Here is a 17,300-nt window from a genome sequence, read left to right as displayed (position 1 = left end):
CCCGACTTAGGAACTATTCCTGTTCCAGGTGGCGGAGTAGGGCGTGCGAATCGGCGAGGTTGGCGAGCACCATGCGTTTGGCCGCGGCAAGCAGCTCGATCGTGCTCGGGTCGCGCAGTGCGTAGAAGATGGAGTTTCCCTCGCGGCGGGTCATGACCACGCCGGCGCGTCGAAGCACCCCGAGCTGCTGCGACAGGTTGGAGAGCTCGCAGCCGAGCGCTTCGGCGAGCGAACCGACCGAACGTTCTCCGGCTACGAGCTGTTCCAGAACCTGCACCCGCAAAGGATGCCCGAGCGACTTGAACAGGTCGGACTTCAATTGGGCAGCGGGCAAACCGGAAGACAGCACAGCTTAAGTATATCGCTACTTGATGATTCCTTCATTTAGATCGCGGCGGCTGCCGGTTTCTGACTCCGTGCGGGCTACGGCCGACGCAACACACCGTCGTTGGCGAGCGCACGGGTGTACCCGAGGCTGTTCCCAAGCGCGTTAGGGTGAAAGTTTGCCGGTGCGAGCGGGTTCAGCGGATCCAACGCAAAGTACGGCACCCGGGAGCCGATGCCGTGTCCGGCGAATTCCTGCGAGGCATCGATGAAGCGGATGCGCGGGGTCGCCATGGCCGCGACGGATCCGGCGATCGCCGTGTTCAGGGCGTCGGTCGCCGTGTTGAGCACGTCGCCGAGCGGAGTGAAGCCGGGCTTGAACTGGCGCGGGTAGCTCAATACGGCAATCCTCGCCTGCGGCAGCGCTGAGGCCACAGCGGTGTAGGCGCCCACGAGCTTGGGCGGGAGAAGGGCCAGCTGGGCCATGCTGTTGTCGATGGCGCCCAGACAGACCAGGCTGGCCGGACTGGGGGCGCAAGCCGCCAGGACGATGTTGGAGCCGGCATCGATGCCGCCGACGGTGAGGGTGACCAGGGCGGTGGCCGGGCTGACTCCGAGAAGTTGAGCCGGGACATCCGCTGTGCTGGCACCGGAGCAGGCCCGGTTGGACGTGAGGCGATACGGGCTCACGAGCGCCGCGAAGGCCGGGTAGCTGGCCCGCTTGCTGCGGAGGCAGGCGGTGCCGTCGGAGACGTAGGGCGGTGCCCCCTGACCGGCAGTGAAGGAATCGCCGAGGGCGACATAGCCGAGAGCGGATGCGACGGTGGGTGTCGCGGTGGACTGCGCGAGAGCGGGGGCGGCCGCGATGCCGCCCACCAGGCCGACGGTGAGCAGGGAAACGGCGCCGAGGCGCGACAGGAAAGACACAACGTTCCGGTGATTAGTCATGCGCGCAACGGTAAACCCGGTGCGCGAGGTCGACAAGGCGCACGAGCAGTTCTGCCCTGCCCGGCGCGCGAAAAGGCCCGCACTGCAAGCAGTGCGGGCCTTCCGTCTGCCCGACCGACCTGGCGAGAGGTGATCGGGAGATCTATTGGGGCACGGTGTTCGTTTAGTTCGAGACCTCGGTCGACGCGTCGGCGCTGTCGGAAGCCGCAGCGCGGCCCTCGGTGTCAGCAGCCTCGTCGAGCACCGGGGCGAGCGACAGCTTGCCACGGTCATCGATCTTCGTGATTTCCACGAGAACCTTCTGGCCGACGCCGAGTACGTCTTCGACGTTCTCAACGCGCTTGCCACCTGCAAGTTTACGCACCTCGGAGATGTGCAGCAGACCATCCTTGCCCGGAAGCAACGAGACGAAGGCACCGAACGCGGCGATCTTGACGACGGTTCCGAGGAACTGTTCGCCCACCTCCGGGTTGGTCGGGTTCGCGATGGCGTTAACCTGGGCGCGAGCGGCCTCGGCCGACGGTCCGTCGACGGCGCCGATGTACACGGTGCCGTCTTCCTCGATCGAGATGTCGGCACCGGTGGTGTCCTGGATCGAGTTGATGGTCTTGCCCTTCGGGCCGATCAGCTCGCCGATCTTGTCAACGGGAATCTGCACGCTGATGACGCGGGGCGCTGTGGGCGCCATCTCGTCGGGAGCGTCGATCGCCGCGTTCAGCACGGAGAGGATCGTGGTGCGAGCGTCTTTCGCCTGCGTCAGCGCACCAGCCAAAACCGAGGCGGGAATGCCGTCGAGCTTGGTGTCGAGCTGGATTGCGGTGATGAATTCGCTCGTGCCTGCCACCTTGAAGTCCATGTCGCCGAGGGCGTCTTCGGCGCCGAGGATGTCGGTCAGGGCCGCGTAGCGGGTCTGGCCGTCAACGGTGTCGCTGATCAGGCCCATGGCGATGCCGGCGACCGGCGCGCGCAGCGGCACTCCGGCGTTCAGCAGCGACAGGGTGGAGGCGCAGACGGAACCCATCGAGGTGGATCCGTTGGAGCTGAGCGCTTCTGACACCTGACGGATGGCGTACGGGAACTCCTCACGCGTCGGCAGCACGGGAACCAGGGCGCGCTCAGCGAGCGCTCCGTGGCCGATCTCGCGGCGCTTCGGCGTTCCAACGCGACCGGTTTCACCGGTCGAGTAGGGCGGGAAGTTGTAGTTGTGCATGTAGCGCTTTTTGGTGACGGGGTTCAGCGAGTCGATCGACTGCTCGAGCTTGAGCATGTTCAGTGTGGTGACGCCCAGGATCTGGGTTTCGCCGCGCTGGAAGATGGCCGAGCCGTGCACGCGCGGGATGACCGCAACCTCGGCGTCGAGGGGACGAATGTCGGCCAGCCCACGGCCGTCGATGCGGATGCCCTCGTTGAGCACGCGGGAGCGCACGACGAGCTTGGTGACTGATTTGTAGGCCGCGTTGACCTGGGTGTTGGCGCTCGCGTCGAGCTCACCGGCGTCAACCTTGGCCGCGATGGCGGTCTTGACGGATGCCTTGAGTGCGTCGTCGGCGTTCTGACGTTCGACCTTGTCGGCGATCGTGTAGACCGTCCCCAGCTGGTCGTAGGACAGCGCCGCGACGGCGTCGTAGGTCGCCGGCTGGTAGGGCGGGAACAGGGCGAAGTCGGCGGTCGGCTTGGCGGCGGCATCCGCTACCTGCTGCTGTGCGAAGACGAGCTGCTTGATGAAGGGCTTGGACGCTTCGATGCCCTGAGCGACGACGGCTTCGTTCGGCGCGATGGCGCCACCCTTGATCAGGTTCCAGGCGGCGTCGGTGGCTTCGGCCTCGATCATCATGATCGCGACGTCCTGCGCGCCGTTGGCGTCGGTGACAACCCGGCCGGCGACGACCATGCTGAAGACGGCGTCGTCGAGCTGTGAGTGCTTCGGGAAGGCAACCCACTGGCCGCCCCCGTTCTCGTCGGGGATGAGGGCGACGCGAACGCCGCCGATCGGTCCGGAGAACGGCAGGCCGGCGAGCTGGGTCGACATGGAGGCCGCGTTGATCGCGAGCACGTCGTACAGTTCGTCGGGCTCGATGGCCAGTACGGTGATGACAACCTGGATCTCGTTGCGGAGTCCGTCGACGAACGACGGACGCAGCGGCCGGTCGATCAGACGGCAGGTGAGGATCGCGTCGGTCGAGGGACGACCTTCGCGGCGGAAGAAGCTGCCCGGGATGCGGCCGGCAGCGTACATGCGCTCTTCGACGTCGATGGTGAGCGGGAAGAAGTCGAAGTTGTCCTTCGGCTGCTTGCTGACGCTCGTGGCGGACAGCAGCATCGTCTCTTCGTCAATGTAGGCGGCAGCAGAACCCTGCGCCTGCTGGGCGAGACGCCCGGTTTCAAAACGGATGGTGCGCTTGCCGTACTTGCCGTTGTCGATAACGGTCTCGGCGAACGTGATTTCTGGACCCTCCATGTGGGGGTTTTCTCCTTTAAGTTTGCTTCTCGCCATTCTGGCGACGAAGGCTCGCGTGCCCATGTGGCGCACGAGTGGGACGAGGAGCTCGAACAGGCAGGATCAGGCCTCGTGTCAACGTTTCTTTCCGTTCACACTGTCGCTGTGCTGGCCACCAGTAGAAATTCACCAGAAGCTGCGCGTCTGGGAAACCACCACCGAGGACCAGCATCATGCCAGCTGCGCTCCGGTTGCTCGGCCGCTTCCAAGGAAGGACCGCCGTCAGCTTATCAGACCGAAAGTTTTTGCCGATTCCGGACGGTGTTGAGCGGATGCCGCCTCGCCAGCCGGTCTCGGTGAATGAGCCCCGAACTGGTGCCACGAAGTCAGCGAACCGGGCCCAAGCCTCGGGCAGAGTGAGAGGTAACTGAAAGGAGGTTGCGACGGTGCAGGGACTCAACAGGCTGCTGATTGTCGGGATCATGCGCGCGTGGATGGGGTTCATCCGGCAGGACAGCGCCAGCATCCCGCGCCCGACCGATCTCCCGCAGGCGCACTCACCAGGGGGCGACAGTGATCGTGTGCTCATTGTGGGCGGTGGCCCCGCTTCGGGCTGGGGGGTCAGCAGCCATGATCTTGCGCTGCCGGGGTCCCTGGCCCGCGCGCTTTCAGCCCGAACCGGCCGCGGTGCCGACGTAACCCTGGCGGCCGATCCTTTTGGAATTTTAGAGAAGCTTCCGGATCTGCTCATTGGGCACGACCTGAGCCAAGTCCACGCGGTTGTCATCTTTGTCGGTGTGAATGACGCGGTGAATCTCACCTCGGAGAAATCCTGGGAGCAGAACATGGGCCTACTGCTCCGGGCTCTCGAGCGAGAAACTCTCGATGGTACATACGTGTACGTGATGGATATCCAGCCGATTCGAACGATTCCTGCCTTTGACAGCCTGCTCGGTTCCGTTGCCAACGCCCACGCCCGACACTTGACCGTGCGCACGGAGAGGGTCTGCCGAGCCGTGCCGCGGTCGGTCTACCTCCCGCTGACCGAGAACGCCTTCCTGGTCTTCGGCCGATACCAAAATTCGACGGACTACCGCTTATGGGGAGAATTCCTCGCCGCGGAAATGGCCGAACGCCTGGATCTTGCCCGCGACCGCCTCGGTTCGAGCGGGGTCGCGTCGGTGTCGATCGGGCACGAAGCTCAGGATAACGGCGAGTCCACCGTCACCGGAAACTAGTCGACGGGCTTGGCCTCGACGGGCGTGGCTTGCGTGGGGGCGTCGAGGGTTGCCTTGGCATCAGCACGCTGCTTGATGCCGAGCACGGAATGGCGACGACCGTAGGCGAAGTACACGATGAATCCTAGGACCAGCCAGACCGCGAACCGCACCCAGGTGAGGGTGGTGAGGTTCAGCATCAGCCAGGTACAGAGCACGGCCGACAGAATCGGCAGCACCGGTGAGAACGGTACTTTGAAAGCGCGCGGCAGATCCGGGCGTTTCTTGCGCAGCACGACAACGGCGATACTCACCAGCACGAAGGCCGACAGCGTGCCGATATTAATCATCTCCTCGAGCACGCCGACGTCGGTGAGGCCGGCGATCAGCGCAACGGCGGCACCGGAGATGATCTGAATGCGCGCGGGAGTGCGGCGCTTGTCACTCGTAACGCTGAGCCAGCGCGGCAGCAGGCCGTCGCGGCTCATCGCGAACAGCACCCGCGACAGGCCGAGTAGCAGCACCATAATCACCGTCGTGAGTCCGACCAGAATTCCGATCGAGATGACCTGCGCAGCCCAGCCGGCGCCGACGGCCACGAAGGCGGTTGCCAGGGAGGCGTCGGGGTCGTCGGCCAGCACCGTGTACGGCACCATGCCGGTCAAAACCAGGCTCACGCCGAGGTAGAGCACGGTGACGATCGCGAGACCGGCGAAGATGCCCCGGGGCAGGGTCTTTTGCGGGTTCTTGACTTCTTCGGCGCTCGTGGCGACGACATCGAACCCGATGAAGGCGAAGAAGACCAGGGAGGCACCGGCGAGCAGCCCGAACAGGCCGTACTGGGCCGGGGCCGCACCGGTCATGAAGGAGAATAACGACTGCATCCAGACGTCATCATCCCCGCCGGTCGTTGGGACTTCGGCAGGGATGAACGGGGTGTAGTTTTTCGGATTGATGAAGAACGCGCCGACGACGATGACGAAAACGACGATGGCGACCTTGATGATCGTGAAGACGCTCGCAACACGGGCGGAGAGCTGGGTGCCGAGCACGAGCAGGGCGGTGAAGATGGCGACGATGACGAAGGCACCCCAGCTCACCTCGAGGCCGAGCACGGTGATCGTGGCGGGAACGTTCCAGCCGGCCAGATCGAAGACGGTACTGAGGTAGATGCCCCAGTATTTCGCGATCACGGCGGCCGCGGTGAGCATCTCCAGGATGAGGTCCCAGCCGATGATCCAGGCGAGCAGCTCACCGAGAGTGGCGTAGGTGAACGTGTACGCGGATCCGGCGACGGGAACCGCCGAGGCGAACTCGGCGTAACACATGATCGCGAGAGCACAGGTGAAGGCTGCCAGCAGAAAGGCCAGCGTGACCGACGGTCCGGCGTAGCTGCCGGCGGCCTTGGCGCCGACGGAGAAGATTCCCGCGCCGACGGCCACGGCAACACCCATGATCATGAGGTCCCACGTGCCGAGGGTTCGTTTGAGGCTGTGGCCCTTCTCGAGCGAGTCTGCTATCGAATCTTCAATACTCTTGGTGCGCCAGAGGCTCATATTGTGCGGTGTCCGTTCTTTTGTTGCCAACCCCATATTCTAGCGTCCGCTGTACCCCCAGTTCGAAGGGGGTGTACAGAACGGGCCGCCACCTAAAAGGTGACGGCCCGTTCTGAAGAAGTTCGCGTTGTCATCGCTGCGCAGCTTCCTGCACATCAATTGCAGAAAATTAGCGACGCAGGCCGAGGCTGCCGATCAGTGTGCGGTATCGAGTAATGTCGATGTCCGACAGGTAACCGAGCAGACGGCGACGCTGACCAACCATAAGAAGCAGGCCACGACGTGAGTGGTGGTCGTGCTTGTGCTCTTTCAGGTGCTCCGTGAGGTCAAGAATGCGCTGCGTGAGCATTGCAATCTGAACTTCCGGGGACCCGGTGTCGCCTGGGTGGGTAGCGTACTTTTCGATGATCGCCTTCTTAGCATCTGGTTCGAGTGCCATAAAGTGGGATCCCCTTTCTCTCACTGCGCGGTGCCCTTGGCTGAATGCCTGAGCTCTCTTTATCCGCGGCCGTTGAACGGCAACCTACATACTTTAGCAGAGTGGGCGACCGGTGCGGTCACCGGGCGCAAACACGCGACAACCCGGCCGGTCCGTCCCCTCGTCCGCGTACCGCTACAGTGGTGGAATCATCGAGGAGGGGCACCTATGGGAACGTTGCTTTACGGCAATCCGGGCATCGTGATCACCTTCGACGATCGAGCCCTCATGCACCTGCAGATCGTGATTAGCACCAAGCTGCGCCGACGCGAGAGTTTCATCTTTACGTGGACCGATTCGCCCGACGAGGGCAGCGGTCGCAGCGCGATCTGGCTCGACCCCACGAGCACGCTGTACTACCGATACTTCGGCAGCCGAACACCGTCGGTCAATCGGGATTGGATCGAAGCGCTCATGCTCTCGGCCAACAGTGCAGGCGGCCTGGTCTTCGTCGCCGAACCGGAGCCGTCGGCCCCCGCGCTGGTCAAGTCGCGGCGGTAGCCCGCGGGTATCATCTGGGTGCCTCGTCCGACTCAGGCGCACAACTCGCTCAGCGCTCCGTCAAGTGCGCGCAGAAAATGGTCGGCGCTGGCAATGCTGAGACAGAGCGGAGGCTTGATCTTGAGCACATTCTTGAAGTCTCCGGTGGGCTGCACGATACAGCCGCGCAGCAGCAGTTCGTCGCACAGCCGGGCGGCAAGGGCAGTGGCGGGTGTGAACTTGGCCCGATCGCTGACCAGTTCGACGCCGAGGTAGAGCCCCATGCCGTAGACGGCGCCGACAGAATCGAATCGTTCCCCGAGCCGTTCCAGGCCCCGCTTGAGGTGCCGGCCGACAACCTCGGCGTTCTGTTGCAGGCCCTCATCACGCATGATGTCGAGCACGGTGAGGCCGATCCGGCAGCTGAGCGGGCTGCCGCCGGCTGAGGAGAAGAACGGCCCGTCATCGGCGAAGCGCTCGGCCACGTCGCGGCGGGTGATGACCGCTCCGAGCGGATGCCCGTTACCCATCGCCTTGGCGATGGTGATGATGTCCGGCACCACGTTCTGCTGTTCGGTGCCCCAGAAGTGTCGGCCGAGGCGCGCGTAGCTCACCTGTACCTCGTCGGCGATGCAGAGCGCACCGCGGGCGCGCATCCGCTCGTAAACGCCGCTCAGGTAGCCGTCGGGCAGCAGCACCCCACCGGCATTGCCGAACACCGGTTCGGCAATGAAGGCGGCGACCGTGCGCCCCTCGGCGGAGAGGGCCTGCAGGTCACCGTCGAGGTCGTTCAGGTACTGCGGCGCCGACTGCATGCCCCGATACTTGCCGCGCACGGCGTTCGGCGCCTCGACCAGGTGCACCCAGTCCGGGCGGGTTTCCAGCGCCCGAGGGTTGTCGGCGACCGACGAGGAGACGGCATCCGCTGCCATAGACCAGCCGTGGTAGGCCTCCCGCACCGACAGGACCGTGTCGTGACCGGTGTAGCTGAGGGCCAGGCGCAGGGCCAGGTCAACGGCCTCGGTGCCGCTGTTGACCAGAAAGACCGTGTCGAGGGGGTCGGGGGCCAGCTCGGCGAGGCGTTCGGTGAAGCGCACGAGTTCTTCGTAGTGAAAGCGGGAGTTGGTGTTGAGCAGCGACCACTGGCTGCGCGCAGCCTCGGTGATGCGCGGGTGTCCGTGGCCGACCGTCGTGACATTGTTGACCATGTCGACGTAGCTCTGCCCGTGGGTGTCGATGAGATGGTGCTTCCAGCCGCGTTCGATCTGCGGCGGCGCCGCGTAATAGTGTTCCTGCACCCTGGCGAACGACGCGTCGCGGCGCTGCAGCAGGACGGCCGGGTCGGCGAGCGAGCGCAGGGGCGTTAGCCCGAGCAGCGCGGACGGATCGGGGCAGACCCGCTGCCAGAGGGCAGCCGTCGACGGCGCGACGAAGCGCGGGGGACGGATGCCGCGCAGCCGGCTGGTCTGCACCATCACACCGGCGATGGCCGTTTCGTGTCGTGCGCGTCGGGAGTGGGCGGTAACGCTGCCCAGTGCGGCGCCCGCCCGGATGACCTCCCCGTCGAGGGCGGTCGCGGCAACCCCGGTCAGCCACAGATCGTAGTCGGCGCCGTCTAACCGAACCGTGGTGGAATCGACCACGACGACGGTCCCGTCGATCGGAGCCGTGACCGGGCTCCCCTCCGGCAGGTACACCCCGACGCCGAGGTGCAGGGTGATCGACTCGTCGGCCGTGTCGATTTTGGTCTGGGACAGTCGAAACTCGCCGTAGCCGGTGACGGCAAGGCCGAGGCGGGCAGCGGCATCCGTCGCCACTCGCTCGTCGATCCCCGGTTCGAGCCAGCTGCCGGCGTCGAACGCAGCACTCGTCACCGAAAGGTCGATGCGGGCTTCCGGGTCGAGCGGTCCGAGCAGCGGATGCTCGGTTGCCCCGATCGGCTGGCGCTGCTCGGCCACCGCCTGGTCGGCCACCGTGAAGCGGATCAATGCTTCGAGTTCGGCACTGTTCTGGGCGGCCGCCGTCTCGAAGGCGAGCCACTCGCGGGCCCGGTTCGCGTCGGCATAGTCGTTGTCGCCGTCGAGCTGCACCTGCGCTTCGCCGCTGACGACGAGCACCGCGGTGCGCACCAGGATCAACGGCCAGAGGGCGCCGAGTTCGGCCTCGGTGAGCGCTACCCGTGCGGCGAAGGCCTCGATCGTGTCGAGGATGGCCAGCGGATGCTGCGGGCTGCGGTAGAGCACGCAGGCGCAGGTCGCGGCGAGTTCGGCAACGAGCCAGCCCCGGGCCACATCGCCGAAGTCGATGACCCCGGTGATGGTGCCGGCAGCGCCGTCCCGACTCACGACGTTGTCGTCGGTCAGGTCGCCGTGGATCGTCTGCACGCGCAGGTCGTCCGCGACCAGGGCGATGCGCTGCCGGGCGGTGTCGGTGACCGTGCGCAGCCGCACGCGGCGGGCCTCGTCGTCGATGGCGGGCAGGAGCGCGTCGATGACCGCGCCGCCGCGCCGCAGGTCCCATTGCAGAAATCGGTCCGTTCCCGGGTGTTCGAAGTCGGCCAGGCCATGAACGAGGCGAGCGGCGACGTCACCGAGCGAACGGATCTGCCCGACCGACAGTCGCGCCGATTCGGTCAGCGGATGTCCGTCGACGTAGGTCAGCAGCCGCAGGTCGAGGTTCTGCCCGTCGATCGTGGCGTGCACGATCCGGCTGCCCTCGATGCCGGCGACGGGTGCAGGCAGGTCAAGGTTCAGGCCGACGAGGTGCTGCAGCGCCGCGTTCTGGGCCTCGAGCTCAACCGTGGCCACGGCCGGGTTGGCGACCTTGAGAACGACGGCGCCGGCATCCGTTTCAATGCGAAAGTTACGGTCCTGGTGGCTGCCGAGTTCGGTGACGGTGCCGGTGATGCCGAACCGGTCTCGGGCCAGGTCGGTCGCCTGCTCGAGCGTCAGCCGTGGCCTCGGCAGGTGAAAGGGGCTTGGCTCGTTCATGGTTCTCCAGTCACGCGGGCGGCGGTACAGCGAGCAGGGTACTCAAACCAACACGGTGGAACGGATGCCGCGGGTTCAGCGCTTGCGCACCCGCCGCTTGGGCGGGATCGCGCGCGGGCGCGGGGCGTCCGGGGTGTTCCAGGCTTTCGCTATCGCCCACGCGACGGCCGCGATCGGCACCGAGAGCACGGCGCCGACGATGCCGCCGACGATGGTTCCGGCGGTCAACCCGACCAGGATGACGAGCGGGTGCAGCTTGAGCGACTGCGCCATGACGACCGGCTGCAGAAAATTGCCCTCGAGCTGGTTGACGGCGATGACGATGATGATCACGATGAGCGCGACCCCCGGCCCGCTCGCCACGAGGGCGACCAAAGCGGCGAGCACCCCGGCCGCGGTGGCGCCGATCAGCGGAATGAACGCACCGAGGAACACGATGACGGCCAGTGGCAGGGCCAGCGGCACCTGCAGGATGGCCAGGCCGATGCCGATCGCGGTCGCATCGACGGCGGCGACGATCGCCGTGCCGCGCACGTAACCGCCGAGCACGCGCAGCGAGGTGTGGCCGATGCGGCGTCCGCGGGCGAGGCGCTCGCCCTTGAACGGCGTCAGGAAGAAGTTCCAGATCTGGCCGCCGTCCTTGAGGAAGAAAAACAGGATAACCACGAGAAGCACGGCCCCGGTGACCAGCTCGAAGACAACGGATGCCCCGGCGAGCGCCCCGGTTCCGAACTGGCTGCTCGTGAGAAAGTCCGCGACCGCCGCGCGGGCGTCGTCGATCTGCTTTTCGTCGACCTGGATCGGTCCGTCGATCAGAAACTGTTGCAGGTGGTCGATGCCCTCGGAGGCGGAGGTGAACAGCTCGTCCCACTGGTCGCGCACGGCGAAGACGATGAGCGTGATGATACCGCCGAAGACCCCGATACCCCCGAGCAGGGTGATCCAGGTGGCCAGGATAGCGGCGACGCCCCGTTTGCGCAGGCCGTTGATGACCGGGCTGAGCGCCGCGGCGAGAATGATGGCGATCAAAACCGGAATCACGACGAGCTTGAGCTGAACCAGGCCGAAGATCACCGCAGAGGCAAGGATGATGACGAGCAGAATCTGTCCGCTGCGCAATCCGAGCCAGCCGAGCCGGTCGGTCAGCGGGGTGCGAGGAACCAGGGTCGTGGGGTCATCGTGTGCGCGCATGAACCCAGCCTAGACATCCGCCGGGCGGAAACACCGATCGACCGGTCTCTTTACTCGAATCGGTGCAGTGCGTCCGCGACCGTGTCGAGGACGGCTTCGTCTCCGGCGTAACTGCCGTGCTCCCGCGGCCAATGACTGATCACATCGGTGAAACCGAGCTCGGCGGCCCTGCCGACGGCATCGTCGAACGCGTTTATGCTCTGCAGGGAATACGTTCCGCCGCTATCGAGCGAGAGGTAGCGGTCGATCGTGGCGGGGTCGCGCCCGGCCGCGAGGGCGGCGTCCTCGAGGCGTTCGCTGAGACCGCGCACACTGGACCACCAGAGCTCCCCCTGCGCGCCGTCCTGGCCCGTCGTCACCCAGCCCTGCCCGAAGCGGCTGACCAGCCCGAGGCCCCTGGACCCGTTGGCGGCGATCAAGAACGGAACCCGGGAGCGCGTGGAATCAACGGCGGCGGGTTTCACCATGCGTGCGTTCCGGGCGGTGTACCAGTCACCGGTGAAGCTGATCCCCGCGGTCATCTCCGAATCTTCACCACGCAGCAGCAAGTCGAGGTCGGTGACGAATTCGGCGAACCGCTCGTGCCGCTGCCGGGGCGTGTACTCCGGCTGGCCCAGCACCGTCGCGTCGAAACCGGTGCCGCCCGACCCGATGCCGAGCAAAAACCGCCCATTCGACACATCATCGACCGTGGCGATTTCCTTGGCGAAAGGCACCGGGTGCCGAAAGTTCGGTGATGAGACAAAGGTGCCGAGGCTGATGCGCTCGGTCACGGCCGCCGCCGCGGTGAGGGTGGGCACGGTCGCGTTCCAGGGTTCGTCGGCGAGCGAGCGCCACGACAGGTGGTCGTAGGTGAAGGCGTGGTCGAAGCCGTATCGCTCGGCGCCCAGCCATTTTCTGCGGGCAACCCGCCACGGGTCCTGCGGGAGAATGACGATTCCAAAGCGCATGGGTCGAGTCTATTTTGCGCGCCGTGAAGACTCGCTGTTGCAATGTCGGCGGCCGGTGCCAGACTCTGCACATGAACACTCCGCAGCTGGGCCCCGGTCCCCATCAGTACTGCACGATCGTTCCGCCATACCTGCTGGTGCGGCTGGCAAAACTCGACGATCCCCGATTCGCGCAGGCCGCAGCCGCGGCACGGCAGTCACTGCTGCGCGACTCACAGATTCGGCAGTTGCGGGGCGGGGCGCATCCGTTTCCCTATTCCGGGGCTCGCACCCTGCCGGCTCGCACACCCGGCCAGTCTGATCGCACCATTTCGGATGCCGACGGCCAGGAACGCCTACCCGGTCGCCGGGTACGCGCCGAGGGTCAGCCGGCCGGCAGCGACCCGGCGGTGAACGAGGCGTACACCAGCCTGGGCGCCACCCAGAACCTGTTCTGGACGCAGTTCGGGCGGGACAGCATCGACGGTGCCGGTCTGCCGATGGACGCGACGGTGCACTACGGCAAGCAGTACGACAACGCCTTCTGGGACGGCGAGCGCATGGTGTTCGGCGACGGCGACGGCCAGGTCTTCAATCGATTCACCATTTCGCCCAGTGTGATCGGGCATGAGCTCACCCACGGTGTCACCCAGTTCACCGCCAACCTTCAGTACCAGGGCCAGTCGGGGGCGCTCAACGAGTCCATCTCCGACGTGTTCGGTGCGCTGGTCGAGCAGCACACCAAGACCCAGTCGACGAACGAGGCCAGTTGGCTGATCGGCGAGGGTCTGTTCACCGACCAGGTCGAGGGTGTTGCCCTCCGTTCGATGAAGGCGCCGGGTACCGCGTACAACGACGATGTTCTCGGCAAAGATCCACAGCCGAGCAGCATGGCCGGGTACGTCGAGACCGAAGACGACAACGGCGGAGTGCACCTCAATTCGGGCATTCCGAACCGAGCGTTCTATCTGGTCGCCGAGGCCCTCGGCGGTAACGCCTGGGAGACCCCCGGCCGCATTTGGTATGACACGCTCACCGGCACGGGGGTCGGCCGCGCAAGTGATTTCGCGGCCTTCGCTGCGGCCACGGCCCAAACGGCCGCGACCTTGTATGGCATCGGTGGTGCCGCCCACGACGCGGTTCTGCGAGCCTGGGCGACGGTCGGGGTGCTGGCCGGGCCGGAGTAACATCGCGGTATGAAAGTGATTGTCTCGCGCAGTGGCGGGATGGCGGGAATCCGCCTGACCTGGGAAGTCCGAGTCGAAGAGCAACCCGACCCGGCGACGTGGGCCGTTTTTCTCAACTCGCTGCCCTGGGACGATGTCACCGACAGTGAGGCCACCCCCGATCGGTTCGCATACCGCATTCGGTGCGCCCCGCACGAAGTCGTCCTGGCCGAACCACAGGTGAACGGTCCCTGGCGTGATCTGGTCAACCGGGTCAAGGCCGCCAACGGAATGTAGCGCCCCGATCCCGCTGAGGATCAGGCCTTCGGCCGACGGCCCCAGCGCGGCCGCCGTGCCGGATCGTCGGTCAGCGCCGCTTCGATATGTCCGTCGACCTGCTCACGGTGACGGTCTTGCCGATGCGGCGAGCCATCTCCTCGCGACGCTGGCGGCGTTCAGCAACGACGAGAACCTCGTGTTCGATGCGGAAGGCCTTGTAGATGGCCACGCACACACCGATCATGACGAGGGCCAGAATGATGCCGAGTGCCGGGTAGAACACTCGAGGTGCCGATACGGCGAACCGCCGGGAAGTGGGAGGACTGCTGCTCGGCGTTGTCGCCGGTACTTCGGGTAGAGCACTCACTGTGGAACTTTTTTTGAAAACAGATTGCGGCACACGGCAAAACCAGATCGGGCCAAACGCCGGCTCCGCCAGATACCTGCCCCGATGGGCAAATTTCCAGCTGACAGGGCCAGCGTGCCGCATTGTGGGGGCAACAGATATGCGCCCCTGTTTGCCGTGAGCGTACGAAAATCGTGCCGCCACGCTCGCTCTGACCGGCCCGGCATGTGACGATGGACCATGACTTTCGACGACGTGAACGCGGCCTCCGTCCCCGTGCAGATTCTCAGTGAGGATGAGTGCTGGAATGCGTTGCTCTCGGCCAGTCTGGGTCGCGTCGCCGTGGCCGTCGGCGGCATCCCCGACATTTTTCCGGTCAACTTCGTGGCCGCCGATCGGCGCCTGCTGTTCCGCACCGCGTCGGGCACCAAACTGATCGAACTCACTGTGAACAACCGGGTCGCTTTCGAAACGGATGGTGTGGGTCGCGACGACGCCTGGAGTGTCGTTGTGCACGGAACGGCCCGGGCACTCCAGACCCAGCGTGAGATCGATGATGCTGCGGCGTTGCCGTTACGCCCGCTGATTCCCACGGTCAAGCCGGTCTTCGTTGAAATCGTGCCGGAGTCCGTCACGGGGCGGCGGTTCACGCTCGGGCCGGAACCGACGGCGACCCTGACCTGAACCAGGGCGCTACCGTTGGAGGGCGCCCCACCACAACCCGGGGCCAACAGGAGCGCCGTGCCCGCCATGCTCAACCTCACGGTGCACGTGAAGCCCGGCAGCCGTAAGGGTCCGCTCGTGGTCGACGACCCGGATGGTACGCCGGATCACCCTTCGGTGACGGTGTTCCTGCAGCAGCGGGCGGTCGAGGGTGCAGCCAACGACGCCTTGGTGGCCCTGCTGGCCAAGCATTTCATGGTGGCCAAGCGTGATGTGAGCATCATCCGGGGTCACACGTCGAAAATCAAACACCTGCGCATCGACCGGTCCTAGTCGGCGGCACCGGCCGGCACCGCACACAGACCGAACGGGACCCGGCTGAAGCCGCCGCGTCCCGTCCAGGGTGATTCCCGGTTATGCGGCCTAGCTGACGCCGAGCAGGTCGATGACGAAGATCAAGGTCTGGCCGGAGAGCCGGTGGCCGGAACCGGCCGGTCCGTACGCGAGGTGCGGCGGCACGACGAGCTTGCGACGCCCACCGACCTTCATGCCGGGGATCCCTTCCTGCCAGCCTGCGATGAGCGAACGCAGCGGAAAGTTGATCGACTGGCCGCGGTTCCAGGACGAGTCGAACTCGTCGCCGGACGCGAACTCAACGCCGAGGTAGTGCACGTCGACGGTGGCGCCGGCGGTCGCCTCGGCGCCGTCACCGACGACGACATCAACGATCTCGAGTTGGTCGGGCGCGGCGCCCTCTGGGAAGTCAATTTCGGGCTTGGAATTCAAATCAGTCATCCCCCCATCCAACCGGATTCTGCGCCGGATTGCACGCCGGGTGGACCCTCGAAAATTTATACTTGCGCCGGGCCGCCGCGGGGTGCACTCTTGATATACACCAACTCGTCGCATCGGGAGAGTCGTCGGCACTGCCACACCACCGAGGCGGCGAGTTTCTGTTGTGCGCTGCCGGAACGGCGCATGGTCGAAACCGTGCGCTGCCGGAACGGTCAGTCCCGGCGCTTCTGGAACGCCGTTGCAGCCAACCCGGGCAGCGTCTGTGCGAGTACCTCGGCGCGATGCTGCATGAGCAGGTTGAGCAGGTGCGCTTCCTGGGCTTGCAGTGCCGGGGCGCTCTGGCCGCGCACGAGGCGGTCGCGCACGAAGGCGAGGCGCGTCGCATCCGCTATGAACCGGCGCATGGCGAGCTTCTTCAGCCGGTCCTGGCCTGTACCCCAGGCGAGCGCCTGACGTCGACCGGCACCGGTGCCGAGCATCGACACCTCGGCCGGGGTGAACCAGCCGGCCTGGGAATATTCGTGCAGCCGGCGCAGGGTGATCCGGGCTTCCTGCCGGCGCAGAAACACCACGACGAGAATGGCGGCAATGAACAGCGGCACCTGCACCACCACGTAGTAGCCGAGCACGGAAGCGTCGCCGGCGAGCACGAAGGTGGCACCGTTCCAGAGTGCGTGCAGCCCGATCGCGGGAACCAGTCCGAACAGAAAGTAGCCGACCGCGCCGCTCTTGGTGGCGCCGCGTCGTGTGGCCAGACCCAGGGCGAGCCCGATGCAGATGGTGAACGTGACGTGCGCGAACGGTGAGAATACCCCGCGTAGTAGAAAGGTGATGCCGACGGTCTGCGCGGTGCCCTCGGTCAGGGCCAGCCCGAAGTACTGGATATTCTCCGAGAAGGCAAAGCCGGCGGCGATCGCCCCGGCGTAGACGACACCGTCGACGGGGCCCTCGAAGTGGCGGCGCACCGCCCAGAACAGCACCAGTATTCCGAAGCCCTTGGCCACTTCCTCCACAATCGGGGCCTGAATGACAGCGGATGCGAAATCACTCCCGGCGAGCGCGCCCGCGCTGGCCGCGATCGTGATCTGCACGCCGAGGTCGAAGACCAGCGCGCTGACGATGGAGATGCCGGCGCCCCAGAGCAGCGCAAACAGCAGGGCTGGCCGCGGCTCCGGGTCCCAGCGGTCGATCCAGCGCACCGCGAACAGCACGAGCGTGAGTGGCACCAGCGCCAGGAGCATCCCGAACAGCAGCGCGCCGCTACTGAGGAACGTCGTGAGGTAGGCGAACACGGCGAGCAGGGCCAGCCCGGCGAGCACGAGACCGCCGCCGAACATGACGATTCGCCCCCGGTTACGCGGGGGAAGCGGCTCGCGCCAGACCGCTTGCACCGGGCTGGGACTCACCTGAACGTGGTGCGCGGTCGGCTGGCGACCGGGCGGCTGGTGGAGACTCATGACTTGAGATTACCGGGGCGGGCGGCTCGGTCGTCGAACGGCTC

General features: G+C 65.8%; 17 protein-coding genes. 6 read left to right on the top strand and 11 right to left on the bottom strand.

Annotation, left to right across the window (positions count from 1 at the left end):
* Positions 1-13: 13 nt before the first annotated feature.
* The 3 genes from E3O25_RS03490 to E3O25_RS03480 all read right to left on the bottom strand — a co-directional run bounded on the left by E3O25_RS03490 (position 14) and on the right by E3O25_RS03480 (position 3,730).
* Entirely contained in the window at positions 14-349 is a 336-nt protein-coding gene (locus tag E3O25_RS03490) for a metalloregulator ArsR/SmtB family transcription factor (protein ID WP_198410943.1), read from the bottom strand.
* A gap of 74 nt (positions 350-423) precedes the next feature.
* The gene (locus E3O25_RS03485) at positions 424-1,272 is read right to left on the bottom strand and encodes an SGNH/GDSL hydrolase family protein (protein ID WP_166787777.1); all 849 of its coding nucleotides are present in this window, start codon (positions 1,270-1,272) and stop codon (positions 424-426) included.
* 163 nt (positions 1,273-1,435) lie between these two features.
* Positions 1,436-3,730, bottom strand: a complete 2,295-nt coding sequence (locus E3O25_RS03480; RefSeq protein ID WP_092112149.1) for a polyribonucleotide nucleotidyltransferase — start codon at positions 3,728-3,730, stop codon at positions 1,436-1,438.
* Between the two features lie 425 nt (positions 3,731-4,155).
* Between E3O25_RS03480 and E3O25_RS03475 the strand changes: the two genes are divergently transcribed.
* Complete coding sequence (locus tag E3O25_RS03475) at positions 4,156-4,947, top strand: SGNH/GDSL hydrolase family protein (RefSeq protein WP_092112147.1); 792 nt, start codon at positions 4,156-4,158, stop codon at positions 4,945-4,947.
* Here the strand turns inward: E3O25_RS03475 and E3O25_RS03470 are convergent.
* Together E3O25_RS03470 and rpsO are read right to left on the bottom strand one after the other, a co-directional pair.
* A complete protein-coding gene (locus E3O25_RS03470; protein ID WP_092112145.1) occupies positions 4,944-6,482 on the bottom strand; it encodes an amino acid permease in 1,539 nt (512 codons plus the stop codon). The two genes, E3O25_RS03475 and E3O25_RS03470, sit on opposite strands and share 4 nt — an antisense overlap.
* 169 nt (positions 6,483-6,651) lie before the next feature.
* Positions 6,652-6,921: a 30S ribosomal protein S15 gene (gene rpsO, locus E3O25_RS03465; RefSeq protein ID WP_092112143.1), complete on the bottom strand. Its 270-nt coding sequence runs from the start codon at positions 6,919-6,921 to the stop codon at positions 6,652-6,654.
* Between the two features lie 207 nt (positions 6,922-7,128).
* On the opposite strand from rpsO, the gene E3O25_RS03460 reads away from it, so the two are divergent.
* Positions 7,129-7,461 (top strand): hypothetical protein, encoded by a 333-nt coding sequence (locus tag E3O25_RS03460; protein ID WP_092112141.1) that lies wholly within the window; start codon positions 7,129-7,131, stop codon positions 7,459-7,461.
* Between the two features lie 32 nt (positions 7,462-7,493).
* Here E3O25_RS03460 and E3O25_RS03455 read toward each other — a convergent pair whose 3' ends face one another.
* From E3O25_RS03455 to E3O25_RS03445, 3 genes are all read right to left on the bottom strand, one after another.
* A complete protein-coding gene (locus E3O25_RS03455) occupies positions 7,494-10,430 on the bottom strand; it encodes an aminotransferase (RefSeq protein ID WP_134360465.1) in 2,937 nt (978 codons plus the stop codon).
* Between the two features lie 75 nt (positions 10,431-10,505).
* On the bottom strand, positions 10,506-11,621 hold the full coding sequence (locus tag E3O25_RS03450) for an AI-2E family transporter (RefSeq protein ID WP_134360464.1): 1,116 nt from the start codon (positions 11,619-11,621) through the stop codon (positions 10,506-10,508).
* A 50-nt stretch (positions 11,622-11,671) separates the two neighbouring features.
* Complete coding sequence (locus E3O25_RS03445) at positions 11,672-12,571, bottom strand: LLM class flavin-dependent oxidoreductase (protein WP_134360463.1); 900 nt, start codon at positions 12,569-12,571, stop codon at positions 11,672-11,674.
* Between the two features lie 71 nt (positions 12,572-12,642).
* On the opposite strand from E3O25_RS03445, the gene E3O25_RS03440 reads away from it, so the two are divergent.
* Together E3O25_RS03440 and E3O25_RS03435 are read left to right on the top strand one after the other, a co-directional pair.
* On the top strand, positions 12,643-13,737 hold the full coding sequence (locus tag E3O25_RS03440; RefSeq protein WP_092112132.1) for a M4 family metallopeptidase: 1,095 nt from the start codon (positions 12,643-12,645) through the stop codon (positions 13,735-13,737).
* A 9-nt stretch (positions 13,738-13,746) separates the two neighbouring features.
* Positions 13,747-14,013 carry a protealysin inhibitor emfourin gene (locus tag E3O25_RS03435; protein WP_134360462.1) on the top strand — a complete coding sequence of 89 codons (267 nt, stop codon included), beginning with the start codon at positions 13,747-13,749 and terminating at the stop codon, positions 14,011-14,013.
* Positions 14,014-14,083: 70 nt separating this feature from the next.
* Here E3O25_RS03435 and E3O25_RS03430 read toward each other — a convergent pair whose 3' ends face one another.
* Positions 14,084-14,278 carry a hypothetical protein gene (locus tag E3O25_RS03430; RefSeq protein ID WP_134360461.1) on the bottom strand — a complete coding sequence of 65 codons (195 nt, stop codon included), beginning with the start codon at positions 14,276-14,278 and terminating at the stop codon, positions 14,084-14,086.
* Positions 14,279-14,581: 303 nt separating this feature from the next.
* Here E3O25_RS03430 and E3O25_RS03425 point away from each other — a divergent pair, with 303 nt between their 5' ends.
* Entirely contained in the window at positions 14,582-15,025 is a 444-nt protein-coding gene (locus tag E3O25_RS03425) for a pyridoxamine 5'-phosphate oxidase family protein (RefSeq protein ID WP_092112126.1), read from the top strand.
* Positions 15,026-15,091: 66 nt separating this feature from the next.
* Positions 15,092-15,337, top strand: coding sequence for a DUF167 domain-containing protein (locus E3O25_RS03420; RefSeq protein WP_092112125.1), 246 nt, complete (start codon positions 15,092-15,094; stop codon positions 15,335-15,337).
* Positions 15,338-15,427: 90 nt separating this feature from the next.
* On the opposite strand, the gene E3O25_RS03415 is transcribed toward E3O25_RS03420, so the two are convergent.
* Both E3O25_RS03415 and E3O25_RS03410 read right to left on the bottom strand, forming a co-directional pair.
* A complete protein-coding gene (locus E3O25_RS03415; RefSeq protein WP_092112122.1) occupies positions 15,428-15,799 on the bottom strand; it encodes an FKBP-type peptidyl-prolyl cis-trans isomerase in 372 nt (123 codons plus the stop codon).
* A gap of 212 nt (positions 15,800-16,011) precedes the next feature.
* Entirely contained in the window at positions 16,012-17,256 is a 1,245-nt protein-coding gene (locus E3O25_RS03410) for a PrsW family intramembrane metalloprotease (protein ID WP_134360460.1), read from the bottom strand.
* Positions 17,257-17,300: the final 44 nt, after the last annotated feature.

This window comes from Cryobacterium sp. TMT1-3 (assembly GCF_004402315.1).
In the GTDB taxonomy this organism is placed as follows: domain Bacteria; phylum Actinomycetota; class Actinomycetes; order Actinomycetales; family Microbacteriaceae; genus Cryobacterium; species Cryobacterium luteum.
Note: the sequence above shows the minus strand (reverse complement) of the source record. Positions and strands in the feature narration are given on the sequence as shown.